13 protein-coding genes and 2 pseudogenes are annotated in these 15,171 nt (G+C 73.9%); 5 read left to right on the top strand and 10 right to left on the bottom strand.

Annotated features, from left to right (window positions below; translation table 11 throughout):
• Positions 1 to 105: 105 nt before the first annotated feature.
• The 3 genes from G3I56_RS33645 to G3I56_RS33635 form a co-directional block, all read right to left on the bottom strand.
• Positions 106 to 1,116, bottom strand: coding sequence for a transporter substrate-binding domain-containing protein (locus G3I56_RS33645; protein ID WP_164415712.1), 1,011 nt, complete (start codon positions 1,114 to 1,116; stop codon positions 106 to 108).
• 98 nt (positions 1,117 to 1,214) lie between these two features.
• The gene (locus G3I56_RS33640) at positions 1,215 to 2,009 is read right to left on the bottom strand and encodes an amino acid ABC transporter ATP-binding protein (RefSeq protein ID WP_164415710.1); all 795 of its coding nucleotides are present in this window, start codon (positions 2,007 to 2,009) and stop codon (positions 1,215 to 1,217) included.
• Positions 2,006 to 3,007: an amino acid ABC transporter permease gene (locus G3I56_RS33635; protein ID WP_164415708.1), complete on the bottom strand. Its 1,002-nt coding sequence runs from the start codon at positions 3,005 to 3,007 to the stop codon at positions 2,006 to 2,008. The genes G3I56_RS33640 and G3I56_RS33635 overlap by 4 nt, the downstream gene beginning before the upstream one ends.
• Positions 3,008 to 3,495: 488 nt before the next feature.
• Between G3I56_RS33635 and G3I56_RS33630 the strand changes: the two genes are divergently transcribed.
• Positions 3,496 to 4,623, top strand: a complete 1,128-nt coding sequence (locus G3I56_RS33630) for a helix-turn-helix transcriptional regulator (RefSeq protein WP_343240129.1) — start codon at positions 3,496 to 3,498, stop codon at positions 4,621 to 4,623.
• Between the two features lie 13 nt (positions 4,624 to 4,636).
• On the opposite strand, the gene G3I56_RS33625 is transcribed toward G3I56_RS33630, so the two are convergent.
• Positions 4,637 to 5,260: a hypothetical protein gene (locus G3I56_RS33625; protein ID WP_164415706.1), complete on the bottom strand. Its 624-nt coding sequence runs from the start codon at positions 5,258 to 5,260 to the stop codon at positions 4,637 to 4,639.
• 478 nt (positions 5,261 to 5,738) lie between these two features.
• Between G3I56_RS33625 and G3I56_RS33620 the strand changes: the two are divergent.
• The 3 genes and pseudogenes from G3I56_RS33620 to G3I56_RS33610 form a co-directional block, all read left to right on the top strand.
• A pseudogene (locus tag G3I56_RS33620) lies at positions 5,739 to 5,909 on the top strand (MFS transporter); the annotation flags it as partial.
• A gap of 222 nt (positions 5,910 to 6,131) precedes the next feature.
• A complete protein-coding gene (locus G3I56_RS33615) occupies positions 6,132 to 7,406 on the top strand; it encodes a hypothetical protein (RefSeq protein WP_164415704.1) in 1,275 nt (424 codons plus the stop codon).
• A gap of 65 nt (positions 7,407 to 7,471) precedes the next feature.
• Entirely contained in the window at positions 7,472 to 8,587 is a 1,116-nt protein-coding gene (locus G3I56_RS33610; RefSeq protein ID WP_343240128.1) for a prephenate dehydrogenase, read from the top strand.
• Positions 8,588 to 8,725: 138 nt separating this feature from the next.
• Here G3I56_RS33610 and G3I56_RS33605 read toward each other — a convergent pair whose 3' ends face one another.
• The 6 genes from G3I56_RS33605 to G3I56_RS33580 form a co-directional block, all read right to left on the bottom strand.
• Positions 8,726 to 9,028: a helix-turn-helix transcriptional regulator gene (locus G3I56_RS33605; protein WP_164415702.1), complete on the bottom strand. Its 303-nt coding sequence runs from the start codon at positions 9,026 to 9,028 to the stop codon at positions 8,726 to 8,728.
• A 99-nt stretch (positions 9,029 to 9,127) separates the two neighbouring features.
• Positions 9,128 to 9,319: a hypothetical protein gene (locus G3I56_RS33600; protein ID WP_164415700.1), complete on the bottom strand. Its 192-nt coding sequence runs from the start codon at positions 9,317 to 9,319 to the stop codon at positions 9,128 to 9,130.
• A gap of 179 nt (positions 9,320 to 9,498) precedes the next feature.
• Complete coding sequence (locus G3I56_RS33595; RefSeq protein ID WP_164415698.1) at positions 9,499 to 11,184, bottom strand: alpha-amylase family glycosyl hydrolase; 1,686 nt, start codon at positions 11,182 to 11,184, stop codon at positions 9,499 to 9,501.
• A complete protein-coding gene (locus G3I56_RS33590; protein WP_164415696.1) occupies positions 11,181 to 12,023 on the bottom strand; it encodes a hypothetical protein in 843 nt (280 codons plus the stop codon). Before G3I56_RS33590 ends, G3I56_RS33595 begins: the two co-directional genes overlap by 4 nt.
• 86 nt (positions 12,024 to 12,109) lie before the next feature.
• On the bottom strand, positions 12,110 to 13,540 hold the full coding sequence (locus tag G3I56_RS33585) for a ferritin-like domain-containing protein (RefSeq protein ID WP_164415694.1): 1,431 nt from the start codon (positions 13,538 to 13,540) through the stop codon (positions 12,110 to 12,112).
• On the bottom strand, positions 13,521 to 14,312 hold the full coding sequence (locus G3I56_RS33580; RefSeq protein WP_343240126.1) for an HAD family phosphatase: 792 nt from the start codon (positions 14,310 to 14,312) through the stop codon (positions 13,521 to 13,523). Before G3I56_RS33580 ends, G3I56_RS33585 begins: the two co-directional genes overlap by 20 nt.
• A 297-nt stretch (positions 14,313 to 14,609) precedes the next feature.
• On the opposite strand from G3I56_RS33580, the pseudogene G3I56_RS33575 reads away from it, so the two are divergent.
• Positions 14,610 to 15,171 (top strand): annotated as a pseudogene (locus tag G3I56_RS33575) (aminoglycoside phosphotransferase family protein); the annotation flags it as partial.

Genomic DNA, 15,171 nt, shown 5'->3' with positions numbered 1-15,171 from the left:
GCGGGTGGGAGGTCTCCCGCCACCGGCCGCCCCGCTCCCGTGCGCGCCACCGGATCCGTCCGCCGGCGCGCACCAGCGTGTCCGCGTCCTGCGCGGCGGACCGGGTCAGGATCCCTCGGGGAGCCCCGGCGGGTTGGTCTCGGCTTTCTCCACGGCCTCGTCGGACAGGTGCCAGGCCTTGAGCCAGGAGACGTACTGGCCATGGTCGATGAGGTACTGGACCGCCTTCGCGATCGGCGCGGCCAGCCCGTCGCCCTTGGCCGTGGTGGCGCCGATCAGCCCCTGGAGGGTGTCGCCCGCCCCGGAGACGGTGCCCGCGTTGCGGGTGGCGTTCGGGGTCCCCGCGGTCTGGGTGGCGTGGTAGGCGACCGTCGGATTGGGCCCGAAGTGGGCGTCGATGCGGCCGCCGCCGAGGGCCAGATAGAGGCTGTTGTTGTTCGGGAAGTACTTGACGGTGAGGTCCTCGTCCTCGGCCGCCAGTTTCTTCTTCCAGCCGAGGAGGATCTTCTCCTGGTTGGTGCCCGCGCCGACGGCCACGGTGCGGCCGGCCAGGCTGTGCCAGTCGTCGAAGCGCCAGTCGCTGTTCTTCGTCACCTCGAAGGCGAGGTCGTCCTTGCGGTAGGCGACGAAGTCGTACTTCTTCTTACGCTCCTCGGTGACGGTGACGCTGGAGAACGCCACGTCGACCTTGCCGCTGTCGAGGCCGACGAACATGTTGTCCCAGGTGGCGTTGGTGACCTCCGCCTCAAGACCGAGGACGGCGGCGACCATGCGGCCGAGGTCGGGCTCGGCGCCGGTGGCGGTCCTCTGGTCGTCGCCGGTGAAGACCAGAGGGGCGATCCCGTCGGGCAGTCCGCCCAGGCCGATGGCGAGCTTCCCGGTGCGGGCGACCTCCTCGGGCAGTTCCGCGCTGATCGACTTCACCTCGGCGATCCTCAGCGCGGTCTCGGTGGCGGCGCCGTTGGAGAAGCGACCCACGGTGACGGTGCCCGCGGCGTCGGCCCGGGCGGCGTCGGTACCGGCGCCGCACCCGGTGAGGGCCACGGCGAGGGAGAGCCCGGCGGCAGCGGCGAGAGCGCGCCAGCGGGGGACGGAACGGGGACGGGAAGTGTGCATGGCGGTCCTGGTCGTGTGGTGGACGGCCGGCGGGCCGGCTGGCCCGCCGGGGAACGGGTGGGAGGGTGGCGGCAGGCGTCGCAGAACCACGACGGTCTTCAGAGCACGCGGCTGAGGAAGTGGCGGGTGCGCTCGTGGCGCGGGCGGTCCAGCACCTCGGCGGGGGTGCCGTCCTCGACGATGCGGCCCCGGTCGAAGAAGAGGACGCGGTCGGCGGCCTCGCGGGCGAAGCCGATCTCGTGGGTCACCACGAGGAGCGTGGTGCCGCCGTTCGCTAGGTCCTTGATGACCTGGAGAACCTCGCCGACCAGCTCGGGGTCGAGGGCGGAGGTGGGCTCGTCGAAGAGGATGAGGCTGGGATCCAGGGCGAGCGCGCGGGCGATGGCCACGCGCTGCTGCTGCCCGCCGGAGAGCTGGCGCGGATAGGCGTCGGCCTTGTCGGCGAGTCCGACCCGGCCGAGCAGTTCACGGGCCCGCTCGCGCGACTGCGGCCGCGTCAGCCGACCGGTGGCCACGGGTGCGGCGGCCACGTTGTCCAGGGCGGTCAGATGCGGGAACAGGTTGAAGTTCTGGAAGACGAAGCCGATACGGGTGCGCTGGGCCAGCACGGCACGCTCGCTCAGCTCCTTGAAGTGCCGGCCGCTGCGGCGGACGCCGACCGGTTCGCCGCCCACCTCCACATGGCCGGCGTCGGGCTTCTCCAGGTGGTTGATGACGCGTAGCAGGGTGGACTTGCCGGAGCCGGAGGGGCCCAGGATCACGGTGACCTCGCCGGGGCGCACACTGAGGTCGACGCCGTCCAGGACGGTGTGGGCGGCGAAGCGTTTGCGTACGCCGCGCACCTCGACCGCGGCGGGCTGCGGGGCCGGAGCGCCGGTGGCGGTGGGGGTCATGCGAGGGACTCCTTGCGCAGGTGGGTGCGCAGATTCCGCAGGGCGGAGCGGGTGTTCTGCAGCGGGGTGGGCGGCAGGGCGCGCAGGGCACCGCGGGAGAAGTGGCGTTCCACGTAGAACTGGACGACCGACAGCAGGCTGGTGAGCACCAGGTACCAGACGGTGGCCACCATCAGCAGCGGCACGATGTCACCGGGGTAGGTGCTGCCCAGGCTCGACACGGTGCCGAAGAGGTCGAGCAGGGAGACGTAGAAGACCAGCGAGGTGCTCTTGATGAGGCCGACGAGCTGGTTCACGTAGTTCGGGGTGATCGACCGCAGCGCTTGGGGGAAGACGATCCGACGGAACTGATACGTCCTGGGCAGCCCGAGCGCGGCGGCGGCCTCGTGCTGGCCTTGGTCGACGGAGAGAATGCCGCCGCGGACCACCTCGGCGGCGTAGGCGGCCTCGGTGAGGCTGAGGCCGAAGACGGCCACGGCCATGTCGGTGGCGAGCCGGGACTCGTCGAAGGTGAAGAACGCCGGGCCGAACGGTATGCCGAGGCTCAGCGTGCGGTACAGGGCGCTGAAGTTGTACAGGAAGAGCAGCACCACGATCAGCGGGACGGAGCGCAGCAGCCAGATGTAGGTCCAGGACACGGCGCGCGTTACCGGGCTGCGGGAGAGCCGGCACAGGGCCAGCACGATGCCGCCCAGGAGACCGAACACGGCGCTGAGGGAGGTGACTTCGAGGGTGATGACCAGCCCGTCGAGGACGGCGGGGCGCAGGATCCAGTAGCCGAATCGGTCCCACTGGTAGAAGGGGTTGGTCACCAGACCGTGGACGAACTGGGCGGCCAGCACGGTCACCACGGCGGTGGCGAGCCAGCGGCCGGGGTGGCGCAGCGGCAGCACCCGGGCCGTCCCAGGGTCCCCGCTCTTGTCCGCCGGGGGCGGTGGATCCGCGCGCCGGTCGGCGGGGTCGGCCGGGGCCGCGATCGTACCTGGGGGTCGCTGCATGGGTGGCTCCACTGGGGGTGCCCCGGACACCCGTGGGCGCACGGGCCGGGGAACGGGGGGACAGGGGACGATTGGGCGGGCCGAAGGGCTGACGATCACTGTCGGCAGTGCGGGAGGGCGGCCACCACGTTCGATCGGGTGGGATCGACAGGCCGCGGCGCGCCGACCCCGGGTAGGCGCAACCTGCGTGAAAACATGGGGAGTTCGTAGGACGTCCGGGGCGAGGGGCGTCGGAACGGGTGTGAAGAGAGCCACGCCACCGCCGGCCGTGCCCGCCGCCTTAGGATTGCCTTGCACCGCAGGTCACCGCGATCCACTGCTTTCGACGTGTCCCGTCGTACGAGAAGAGTCGTACGAGGAGAACTCGGCACCGGGCGGGTGACGGGCGGAAGGCGGCGGAATCCGGCAGCGGAGACGGTCAGAGTGAAACCGGGGGACCAGAACGTGGCGCGCAGCCGCGGCACGAGGCAGCACAGGCGGGGGTAGATGTGGGTCAGCAGGCGAGTGACGACCTGTTCACTGCGGGGAACCAGCTCAGCGCCGCGGAGGTGGAGGTCTACCGGTGGCTCGCGTTACACGGCCGGCTCAGCCTCGCCCGGATGGCCCAGGATCTCGGCCTCGACCGGGAGCAGGCCCAGGAGGCCGTGGACGCCCTGATGGGGCTGGGCCTGGTGCAGCCCCACCAGGGCGGGGTGGGGCTGGGCCTGGTGCAGTCCGAGGACCCTGGTGAAGGCGACGGCGGCCGGGTGTGGGCGGTCGACCCGCACCTGGTGGCCGCCGTGGTCACCGGCCCTCTGGAGGAAACGATCCGTCAACAGCAGACCCGGCTACGGGCCTTCCGTGACCAGTTCGCCCAACTGGCCGAGCACTACGAGGAGGGGCTGCGGGGTGCGCCCGCCGAACTCCAGACCATCCCGGGTCTGACCGAGGTGCGGGCGGCCCTGAACCGGGCCGCGGAGCGGTGCCGCGAGGAAATGATCACCGTCCAGCCGGGGGGCACCCGGGCGCCGGAGGTCCTCAAGGACGCGCTGGCCCGGGACAGCGAACTCCTCGCCCGCGGGGTGAGCATCCGCACCCTCTACCACCACACCGCGCGGTTCAACGGCCCCAGCCAGGCGTACGTGGCCACGGCCAGTGCCCTCGGCGCCCAGTACCGCACCGCCCACCAGCTGTTCGGCCGGCTCATCGTCTTCGACCGGGAACTGGCCTTCTTGCCCGACCGGCACGGCAACTGGGGCGCGGTCGTCATCCGCGAACCGTCGATCGTGCACTTCCTGTGCGAGCTGTTCGAGCAGACGTGGTCGCAGGCCCAGCCGTTCTCCGACGCCGCGGCCGACGGTCTCGAGGCGGTCGCCAAGGACCTGGACCGCACGATCCTGCGCCTGCTCGCGACCGGCCTGAAGGACGAGACGATCGCCCGGAGGCTCGGGATGTCGCTCCGGACGACACGCAAACACATCGCCGACATCATGCAGACCCTGGGCGCGGAGAGCCGTTTCCAGGCGGGCGTGGCCGTGGCCACGCGCGGTCTGCTCGCCTGCGACGAGGAACCGTCCGGGAACCCCGGGAACCCCACGGGCGCCGGGGACGGCGTCGGCGCACCAGCCGTATCCTGACCGGGCGCGCGGGTCAGACCGGATCGCCCAGGACGAGCTCCAGCAGCACGGTGGGGGTGTGCACGTCCGACAGGCGGTAGGTGTAGCCCCTGGGGACGAAGAGTGTGTCGCCCGCCCGCAGCCGCAGGGATAGCACCTCTTCGAGGGCGCCGTCCTCCTGCGCCACCGCTTCGAGGGTGTCGCCCCCCAGTGCCGCAACCGGGCCGTCGACGCCGTCCGTGCCGTCCGGGGCGGCGGCCCGGCGCGGGCCCCCGGTCGTCCTGGAGAGCCCGCAGCGGCAGGCGCTCTCCAGGACGGTGAGGGTGCGCTCGGCGGGCCCGGACGCGTGCGGTGGGCTGGACTGACGAGCCGTCAGGAAATGGCGGTACGCCACCACGTGCAGCCCCAGCAGGGTGCCGAGCGCGGCCGTCAGCCGGTCGGCCGCGGGCCCGGCCGAGGTGCGTACCGGCCCGTCCGGCGAGGCCGTGCCGCCGTCGCCGAGTTCGGCCGGCGGCCACAGCCGGAGCAGCGCGGGCAGCGACTCCGCGTCCTCGGGCCACAGCAGCGCGGGTCCCTTGTCGCCGTTGGTCGCCACGCACAGCGCCAGTTCCTCGACGAAGGACTGGAGCGGCCGGGGGAGCCGGTTGTGGCCGGGCACTGTTCTCCGATCTCCCACGGCGCGCGGCCGCGGGGAGGTGAGGGAGGCCGCCGGGTTCGGATGCTTTCGTGCCCTCGGCCCGGAGCTGCGGGACGTACCGCGTCTGCTTGACGGTCGTATCGGCAGTATTGTGCCGCGCCGGGGGCGCTGTGCGTAGTCACGCGTTCACGGGGCACGGCTTCCGGCCGCGGCGGCCACGTGGGCCGGGTGCGCGGGCCGCTCCCGGGAGGGCGCCGAGGACCGTGAGGGCACCTGCCCCCGTGGGGGGTGTGGAGCCGCCGTGACAGGAGCACGCTTCGGGGAATGTGCCCGCGGGCCTTTCCCCGACGGGCCCGCACGTCCCTCACCGGAGTACCCATGGACCGACCAGCCCCGCCGCGTCGTGCGCACCGGACCCGAACGGGAGGCGCGAGAGGCCGCCCCGCTCCTGCTGCCGTACCGCTCGGGCCTGCCGACCGTCGCTCGGGAGGTCGTGCGGGTGAAGCACTTCCGGCTGCTCGTGCTCGGCAACGGGATATCGGCGTACGGCAGTTACCTCAACATGGTGGCTCTGAACGTCTTCGTGTACCAGGTGACGGGCAGCCCCGGTGCCGCGGGCGTCTTCATGGCGGTGCGGCTGCTGACCGGTTTCGCCAGCGGCTTCGTCAGCCCCGCCGCCCGCAGGGAGTTCAGCCTCGGGCTGGTGCCGGGCCGAACCGGCGTGTCCGGGGGTGCCGGGCCGCCGCACGGCGTGCCCGCGGCCCCGCACTCCACCGGTCGCGAGGGCACCTGCCCGCATGGGTGATGTGGGGCCGCCGGGGCAGCGGCACGCTTTTGGGGACATGCCCGCAGGCCCGATCCTCGACGGCCTGCATGTCTCATCGGAGTACCCATGAACCGACAGCCTTCCCACGTCGTCCACATCGGATTCGACCGGAAGCACGAGAGGCTGTTCCGCCCCGAGCACCGCTCGACCCTGCTGCTCGACGAGGCGTCGGCCGGGGCCCTGCCGGCCGGGCTCCGCGACCGCTTCGCCGCGGTCGGGGAGCTGGAGGTGCCGGCCGAGGCGGACCTCGGCAACTACGACTCCGCCTTCGACCAGATTGCCGCCCACGCCGACAAGTTCGCGGCCGAGTTCGGGGCGCCCGCCGCCGTGGTCGGCCTGACGGAGGAGTCCGTACTGCCCGCCGCCCGACTGCGCGAACACCTCGGACTGGCCGGGATGCGCCCGGACACGGCCCGGCTGCTGCGCGACAAGGTGGGGATGAAGGAGGCGGTGCGCGCCGCAGGCGTGGACACCCCGCACTTCCTGCCCGTCGGCCCGGACACCACGGCCGGTGAGGCGGCCCGGATCGCGGCGCTGATGCCCGGCGGCGTGGTCCTCAAGCCCCGCTCGCAGGCGGCCGCGATGGGCGTCGAGGTCTTCACCGACCCCGCCCGCTTCGTCGACCGGGTGCGCGACGGCGGCCTGGCGGCCGGCCACCAGGTCGAGGAGTTCGTCTCCGGCGACCTGTGCCACGTCGACGGCCTGGTCCGCGGCGGCCGCGTCCTGTTCATCGGCGCCGCCACGTACCTGGCACCCCCCTACGACGTGGTCACCGAGGGCGGGCTCCCGCTCGGCTCGGTCAGCGTCGACGACCCCGCCCTGCTGGCCGCCATGGAGGAGCTGACCACGCGGGTGCTGGACGCGGTCGGCTTGGCGGACGGCGTCTTCCACCTGGAGCTCTTCGTCCGCCCCGACGGCCGGCTGACCTTCCTGGAGGTCGCCGGGCGGCCCGGTGGCGGCGGCATAGCGGACCACATCCACTACGCGTACGGGGTCGACCTGGCCGAGGAGGCGCTGCGCGTCTGCCTGGGCGAGCCGCCCCGCCACGACGGCCCGCGCACCATCCTCGAGACCGGTGTCGCCGCCTCCGGCTGGCTGCACGTGCTCTCGCCGACCGGCGGCGACCAGCGGGTGGTTCGGGTCGACGGTGCCGACCGGCTGCCGGGGTCCGTGGTCCGCAGCAGCCTCGCCCGGATGGGCGACACCTTCACCGGCGTCGGCGAACTGTACCGGGCGGCGGGCCGGTTCACCTTCGTCGGCGGCTCCACGGAGCAGGTCACCGCCGACGCCCGGCACACCTGGTCGGTCTACGGCGTCACCTACGGGCTCCTGACCGCGTGAGGCCCGCCTTCCGTCCGACGACCCAGGAGCCGCCCGTGTCGGCCGTTCAGAGCGAGGAGCCATCCGTGTCGGCCATACCGTCCCCCGTGCCGGCCGTACCGCCGCCGTCCGGACCGGCCCCGCCGGGCGACGCTGTCACCGTGTCCGGGGCACCGGTCCGTGCCGCCGCCGTACCGCCCTTCCCCCGGTCCGTCGACCTCGGCGGCCCGCCGCCCGTGCGGCCGCAGCTGTCGCTGCGCACCGCCGTGGTCGTCGGGACCGGTCTGATCGGCACCTCCGTCGCGCTGGCGCTCACCGCGGGCGGTGTGCGGGTCCACCTGGAGGACGCCGACCCCGAGGCCGCCGCCGTGGCCGCCTCGCTCGGCGCGGGCACGCTCGACCCGCCCGGCGCGCCGGTGGACATCGCCGTCGTCGCCGTGCCGCCCGCCGCCGTCGGCACGGTCGTCCGCGACTGCCAGCGCCGCCGCCTCGCCACCCACGTACTGGACGTGGCCAGCGTCAAGTCCGCGCCCCTCGCCGATGTCGCCGCCCTGGGCTGCGACACCACGCACTACATCGGCGGGCACCCCATGGCAGGCCGGGAGGTCTCCGGGCCCGCGGCGGCCCGCGCGGACCTGTTTCGCGACCGCCCGTGGGCGCTGACCCCGCTGCCGCGGACCCGTACCGACACGCTGAACGCAGCCCTCGACGTGGTGACCGCGTGCGGCGCGACGCCCGTGGTGATGGATGCGGGGGACCACGACCGGGCGGTGGCCCTGGTTTCCCACGCGCCCCACCTGGTGTCGTCGCTCATGGCGGCCCGGCTCGTGCAGGCACCGCCGGGCGCGCTGCGCCTGTCGGGGCGCGGCGTGGGCGACATGACCCGGATCGCGGCGGGCGATCCCGTCCTGTGGACGGACATCCTCGCCGCCAACGCCGAGGCGGTCGCCGACGTGCTCGACGGCTTGGCCGAGGACCTGGGCCAGGCCGTCGCCGCGTTACGCGCCCTGGCCGGCGCCGGTACGGCGCTGGGCGGCCGGCAGCTCGCCGATGTGCTGCAGCGCGGGCGGACCGGCCGCGTCCGGCTGGAGGGCGCCCGCCTCGCGCCCGGTCCCCGCAACCGCACCGTGCTGCCCGGCCGTACTCCCGACCCCGCTCCTGCCCCGGCCCCCGCTCCTGCCCCGGCCGCTTCGGTGGGCTGAGCGCGACGCGGCACCGCCGTCCCCCTCTCCGCGCCGGGAGGGGGACGGCGGGTACGGGCGCACGGGGAGGGGGCCGACCGGTGCGGTCGGCCCCCTCGGCCCAGGTCCGGCTGGTGCCGCTCGTGCGGGTGCCGGGGCTCAGACGGGGTGTCCGTCGGCCCAGCCGGGGCGGGCGGGCAGGTGCGGAGCCTCGTCGAAGGGGGCACCGCCGGCGGCGCCGGCCCGGGCGTTCCCCGTGGACAGCGCGAGCAGCAGCAGATGCATACGACTGCGTGCCCCGGTCTTCGCGCGGATTCTGCGCAGATAGGTGTCCACGGTGTGCGGACTTACGTTCATACGGTGGGCGATCGCCGCGTAAGTGTCCCCGTGTACGAGGTGCCCGAGCACTTCTTTTTCCCGGTCGCTGAGTCTGCTGACGACCTGCTGGAATTCATCGCTCACGGAGTCGCGTCCCTTTCCCTTCGTCGTTCTCCGCACCGGTGCATGGAGTGGGCGGCTTCCCCCGCGACGCGGCCCGGCACCTGCGTGACACCTTGTTTCTCAGCCTCCGCTCCGGCGGCCCCAACCGCTGTCGCCCTCAGTGATGGCACGGGAGGAGACCACGGTGTCCGCGGTGGGCGAGGCGACACTGACGCGGTCGCCGCCGGACTGCGCGGAGATTCCTTCGGTAGCGAAACCGACGAGCGCCGACATGCCGAGGAAGGCGACACCGAGGATCCGGGCAATCTTCATGACTTCTCCTGGAAGGTAAACCGATCGTGGTCCCTGGAGGGGAAGGAGCCGGTGGTTCACTTCCTTTCCCCTCCGCCGTTCCAGGATGATCGCCGCCGTCCCCCCGAAGCCACCGCTGAGCCTGTTCACCAAGTTGTTCAGCACTAAAGAGAGCGGGGGGCGAAATAGAGCAGACGGTGTCATGTGAGAGGAAAACGGGCACCTTCCGCGGGTCGCAGCCAGACCGCGGTGTCCTGCAGGAGGGTCGGGCCGGCCAGTGGGGCGCTCGACAGCAGCACCGTGTCAGCCGGGTCCAGGTCCAGCGGCGCCGGACCGAAGTTGACCAGGCAGCGAAGTCCGGGTCCCCGGTCGAAGGAGAACCATGCCCCGCTCTCCGGGCCCGTCACCCGCACGGGAGCGGAGGCGGGCGCGGGGTGGGCGCGCCTGAGCCGCAGCGCCGCCCGGTACAGGGAGAGCGTCGAGGCCGGGTCGCCCTCCTGGGCGGCCACCGTCAGCGGCGGCCAGTCGGCGGGCTGCGGGAACCAGCAGTGCCCGGGGTCCGCCGTACTGAACCCGTAGGGGGCGACGGGGCCGCTCCAGGGCAGCGGGACCCGGCAGCCGTCCCGGCCCTCGTCGGTGCCGCCGGACAGCGTCCATACCGGGTCGCGCCGCCGCTCCTCGGCCACGGGTGCCTGCGGCAGACCCAGTTCCTCGCCCTGGTAGACGTAGGCGGCGCCGGGCAGCGCAAGGGTCACCAGGGCCGCGGCCCGCGCCCGGCGCAGCCCGGCCCGACCGCCGCCGAACCGGGTGACCGTACGGACCGCGTCATGGCTGGCCAGGGTCCAGGTCGCAGGGGCGCCCACCGCGGCCACGGCGGCACTCGACCCCTCGATCACCCCGCGCAGCGCCCGGCCCTCCCAGGGGGCGTCGGTCCAGGCGAAGTCGAAGACGTGGCCGAGGCCGCCGGGGCGTACGTACCGGGCCAGCCGCGCGTGGTCGAAGAGGATCGCCTCGCCGACCAGCAGGCGCCCGCCCGCGGGCGGTGTGCCGTCCGGGCCCGGATGCCCGTCGGCCAGCTCGCGCCACCGGGCGTACAGCTCGTGCAGCTCCGGCTGGTCGTGGTACGGCAGCAGGTGGTTGCGCCACGGCTCGCTGTGCTGGCCCGGGCCCGCGTCGGGCAGCCCTTCGGCCTTGAACAGGGTGTGGGCCACGTCGATGCGGAAGCCGTCGGCGCCGTGGTCCATCCAGAACCGCAGGACGCGGTCGTACTCCGCGGTCACCTCGGGGTTGCGCCAGTTCAGGTCCGGCTGGTCGGCCGTGTGCAGATGCAGGTACCAGCGGGCCGGTCCCCTCCCGGTGTGCGGCAGCCGGGTCCAGGCCGGGCCGCCGAAGGCCGACCGCCAGTCGTTGGGGGGCTCCTCGCCGTCGGGGCCCCGGCCGGTCCTGACGACGTAGCGGTCGCGGGCCGCCGCACCGTCCGGGCCCTCCCCGGCGGCCAGGGCCGCGCGAAACCACGGATGTTCCACGGAGGTGTGGTTGGCCACCAGGTCGACCAGGACCCGCAGGCCCAGGGCGTGGGCCCGGGCGGTCAGCGCGTCGAAGCCGGCCAGGGTGCCCAGCTCCGGCGCGACGGCCGTGTGGTCGGTGATGTCGTAGCCGCCGTCGGCCAGCGGGGACGGGTGGAACGGGGTGACCCACAGGGCATCCACGCCCAGCGCGGCGATGTGCTCCAGGCGGCCGAGCAGCCCGGCCAGATCCCCGACGCCGTCGCCGTCGCCGTCCGCGAAGGAGCGCGGGTACACCTGGTAGCAGACCGCCTCGCGCCACCAGGGCGCGGCCTCGGCGACCGCACCGGCCGCGGACGGTGCGGGGGAGCGGGGCGTCATGCGTCCAGCAGCGGCACGGTCAGCGTGCCCTTGAGGTAGGCGCACATCAGGTCCGCGTCCCAGCCGCCCATCCAGAACTCGGCCGTCCAGGGCGCCTCCTGGTCCAGCGGCAGCGGGGCGAGCACCGCGCCGTCGGCCACCACCTTGCCGGTCAGCGGGAAGCAGAACTCCTCCAGGGCCGTCAGGTTGACCACCCGCTCGTCGGCCGGGTCGCCGACGGCAATCTCCAGCTCCCGGATCCGCTTCTCCAGACCGGCCCGGCGCACCGGGTCCGGCTCGGCCGCGAGGTCGGCGCGGAGCAGGTCGCGGCGCTCGATCCGGCTGGTGTGCGGGTCACCGATGCCGGTCTCGCCCAGGACCAGCTCGGCGTCGGTGCGGAAGGTGCGGCCGCCGAACTTCTCCAGTTGTGTCCGCGGGATCTCGTACACCGCCGCGTCGGGCTGCTCGTCCCACATCACCATCCGGCGCTCCAGCCGCAGCTCCGGCCCGGTGATCTCCAGGTGGAAGGGGACGATGGGCTCACGGCCCGCGAAGGTGAGCACGAAGTTGCGGTTCTCGAAGACCGGGTCCCCCAGCAGGTCCACCTTGGCCCCGGCGAGGCCGGACACCTGCGCGCCGTCCGCGGTGGCCCGCGTCACCGACACGCCAATGGGCGGCATGTGGCTGCGCAGCACCGCGGGGTCGGGGTCGTTGAGGACGATGACCCGGTCCAGGTCGGGCTCGCCGGCCAGCGCGAAGGTGCTGCCGCTGACGCCGCGAGGCTCGTCGGTGGGGTCGGGGTCGGTGGCGAGACGGGCGATGAACCAGCCGCCGTACTCGATGGTCAGCTCACGTGCCATGGCGGGACTCCTTGTCGGACTGCTCGGACTGCTCGGACTGCTCGGACTGCTCGGACTGCTCGGACTGCTCGTGCTGTTCGGACGGCTCAGACGGTGGGTGCGAGGGGGTGGGGCGCGGCAGGACCGGCGGCGTGCGGGCCGGACCCGTGCGGGCCCGCGGTGTCCGGCGTGACGGCGTCCGGTCCGGTGTCCACCGCGTACTGGTCGGCCATCCGCCGCACGTTCTCCGCCAGGAACTCCAGGCGGCGCACCACCCGGCCGGAGGTGTCTCCGGAGCGGGCCAGGCCCGCCACCCGGTGCGCCCGGGCGGCCAGGTCCCGCAGCCGCTCCAGGAAGACCCGCTCGGCGACCTCGCGCTCGGGGATCAGCTGGATGCCGCGCCCGAACTCGAACGGCGGCCCCGCGGTCGTGGCCGGGTCGCCGGCGACCGCGGGCAGCTCGCCCAGCAGCTCGCCCAGCGGCCGTACGAACATGGTCATCAGCGGGAAGAACACCACCGACTGCAGGGTCCGCAGCTCCGCCCTCGACTCCCCGGACCGGCCGAAGAAGCGCAGCAGCATCAGCACCATCAGGCCGTAGCCCGCGTTGAACAACTCGGCCGCCTCCCGGGCGAGCGGCTCGGTGATCAGGCCGACCCCGTGCGCGTCCGGAGCGGTGCGCACCGCGGGGTTGTCCAGCATCGGGCGGGCCGGCACGAAGTCGCGTCCCGCCGCGCGGGCGGCGGCCTCTTCGCGGTCGTACTCCTCGCGGATGCGCAGCAGCCGGCCGTAGTGCGAGTCCTCGGTGTCCTCCTCGGCGCCCTCGCCCTGCTCGATGATCAGGTCGATGGCGCGCATCGCCGACGCGTGGCTGTTCACCGGGAAGGGCTCCACGCCGTATCCGACCAGCACGTCGTCCTCGAAGACATGGTCGGGGTCGATGACGGCCGCGGTGTCGATCTGCCGGTGTGGCGGACCGATGAACAGCTCCTTCTCGGGGACGCTCAGGACGAGTTCGCGGATGCGCTCGTAGAGCAGGCCGACCGTCATCTGCTTGTCACCGGTCTCCGGCGAGGCGCCGGCATCGGTGGCGGCGGGGCCCGCGCCGAGCCCGGCGTTGATCCGGGAGAGCAGCACCGTCGGCATCTCGTAGACGAGGAACCGCTCGACGCACTCGCGGGAGAACGGGGTGAGGGAGGAGACCACGCCGAGCGGGTAGTAGCGCTCGGGCTGCGGGAAGTTGGGGCGCTGGAGATAGGGGGCGCCGCCCACCCCGGCCAGCAGGTTGAGGACCAGGCCGAGGTGGAGCATCTCCTCGCGGCTGAGCCGCAGCAGCTGGCCCTTCCACTCGCGGATCGTCTCGATCTGCACCTCGTCGAGCCCGTCCTCGGGCGGGTTCGCCCGCAGCGAGAACGCGGCGTACAGGTACTGCAGGCACAGCGAGTGCTCGACCTCGGCGGCCTCGCACAGGTACTCCACGAGTCGGGCGCGGACGTCGGGCGCGCCGAGGGAGACGGGTTCAGCGGACGTAGGGGACATGCTCGTCCTCCTCCAGGAGCCGGTTCAGCAGGTCGTCGGTGAGCAGGGGCAGACCGGTGATGCGCGCGTGTGCGGCGCCGTAGTCCAGGGAGCGCGTGTACGGGGTGGGCACGGCCACCACCCGCAGTCCGGCCGCGCGGGCCGCCGACACGCCGGTCAGCGAGTCCTCCACGGCCAGCGCGTGCTCCGGCGCCACGCCGAGCCGGGACAGCGCCTCCCGGTAGACGTCGGGGGCGGGCTTGGCGCGGGCGACGTCGTCGCCGCCGACCACGGTCTCGAAGAAGCCGGCCAGCCCGTGGTGGGCCAGCATGCGCGTCACCCAGCGGCGGTCGGCCGAGGAGGCCACGGCCAGCCGGACGCCGCGGGCGGTCAGCCGGGTCAGCAGCTCGCGCACGCCGGGCATGAGCGGCACGTTCGCCGGGACCAGCAGCTCGTCCCAGTACGCCTCGAGCCGGGCACGCAACTCCTCGACGGTGGGCCGGGACACACCTTCGCGCGACGGAACGAGGGCCCCGGCGTCGCTGACGCGGGCGTCACCCGTGCAGTCGGCCGGGTCCGTCAGGAGCTGGAACAGCGCCGTGTAGCCACCGGTGTTGCCGCACACCTCCCGGCCCCAGCGCTCCGCCGGCAGCTCCACGCCGTGTTCGGCGAACACCCGCAGACACGCCTGGAAGTCGGGGCGGATGGAGTCGACCAGCACCCCGTCGTGGTCGAAGACCACCGCCCGCGGCCATGCCTCCCGCGTCCCGAGCGGATCCGGATCCACCTGCACATCGAGCTCCTTTGTCGTCGCGGAGGGCAACGCCCCGCGGCCCGGGGCCCGTTCACGCCCCGGCCGGTCCGCGGCACCCTCCCGGCCCGCCGCTCATGCTGGACGCGCCCGCGGGCGCCCCACACCACCCGGGCGGGCAGGCGGCACATCCCCGGCCGGCGGCCGCCGAGGGGCCTACCCGATGGGGTGATGTGACATCCGGCGGCGGCGGGCGACTCTGACGCCGCAGTGCTGAAGCCGCCGCGGCGCCCGAGCCGCCGCGGCAGGCCCCCGAGGCCGGAAAGGGGTTGACCCAGGATGTCGGTCGATCAGGACCACCGCGCTCCCCTGCGGGCGGGCGACGCCCGCTGGGTGGGCGAGGCGCTCGCACGGCACTGGGGACCCTCGTGGGCCGACGGCGCGCCGCGCCCCCTGTGCGGCCCCGGCGGCGACCCGCCGCTCTCCCACACCGCCGGCCTGTGGCGCGTCACGCACCGCGGCGCCCCCTGCCTCTTCAAGGTCCAGCTGACCCAGGAGGCGGTGCGCGGCCCCGCGTTCCCTGCGCTGAAGTACCAGGTCATGGCGGGCTGCGCGGACCGGGGCGTCCCGCTGCCGCTGGCCCTGCCGACCGCCGCGGGCGAGGCGGCCGCCTGGCACGACGGGCACCCGTGCGAGGTGATCCCGCTCGTCCCCGGAACCGCCGCCGCGCGGCCCACGCCCGAGCAGGCCGCGGCCGTCGTCGGCACGGGGCTCGCCCTGCGCGCCGCCCTGGACGACGTCCCCGCGGACCTCGCCGCCCGGCTGGCCCCCGTACCCCTGCCCACGCTGGTCGCCGAGGAGAACTGGCAGGCCGCTCTGGACGAGGCCGGCACCCGGCTGC

Source organism: Streptomyces sp. SID12488, assembly GCF_010548275.1.
Classification (GTDB): Bacteria; Actinomycetota; Actinomycetes; order Streptomycetales; family Streptomycetaceae; genus Streptomyces.
The sequence above is the reverse complement of the archived record's forward strand: the minus strand, read 5'-3'. Positions and strand labels throughout refer to the sequence as shown.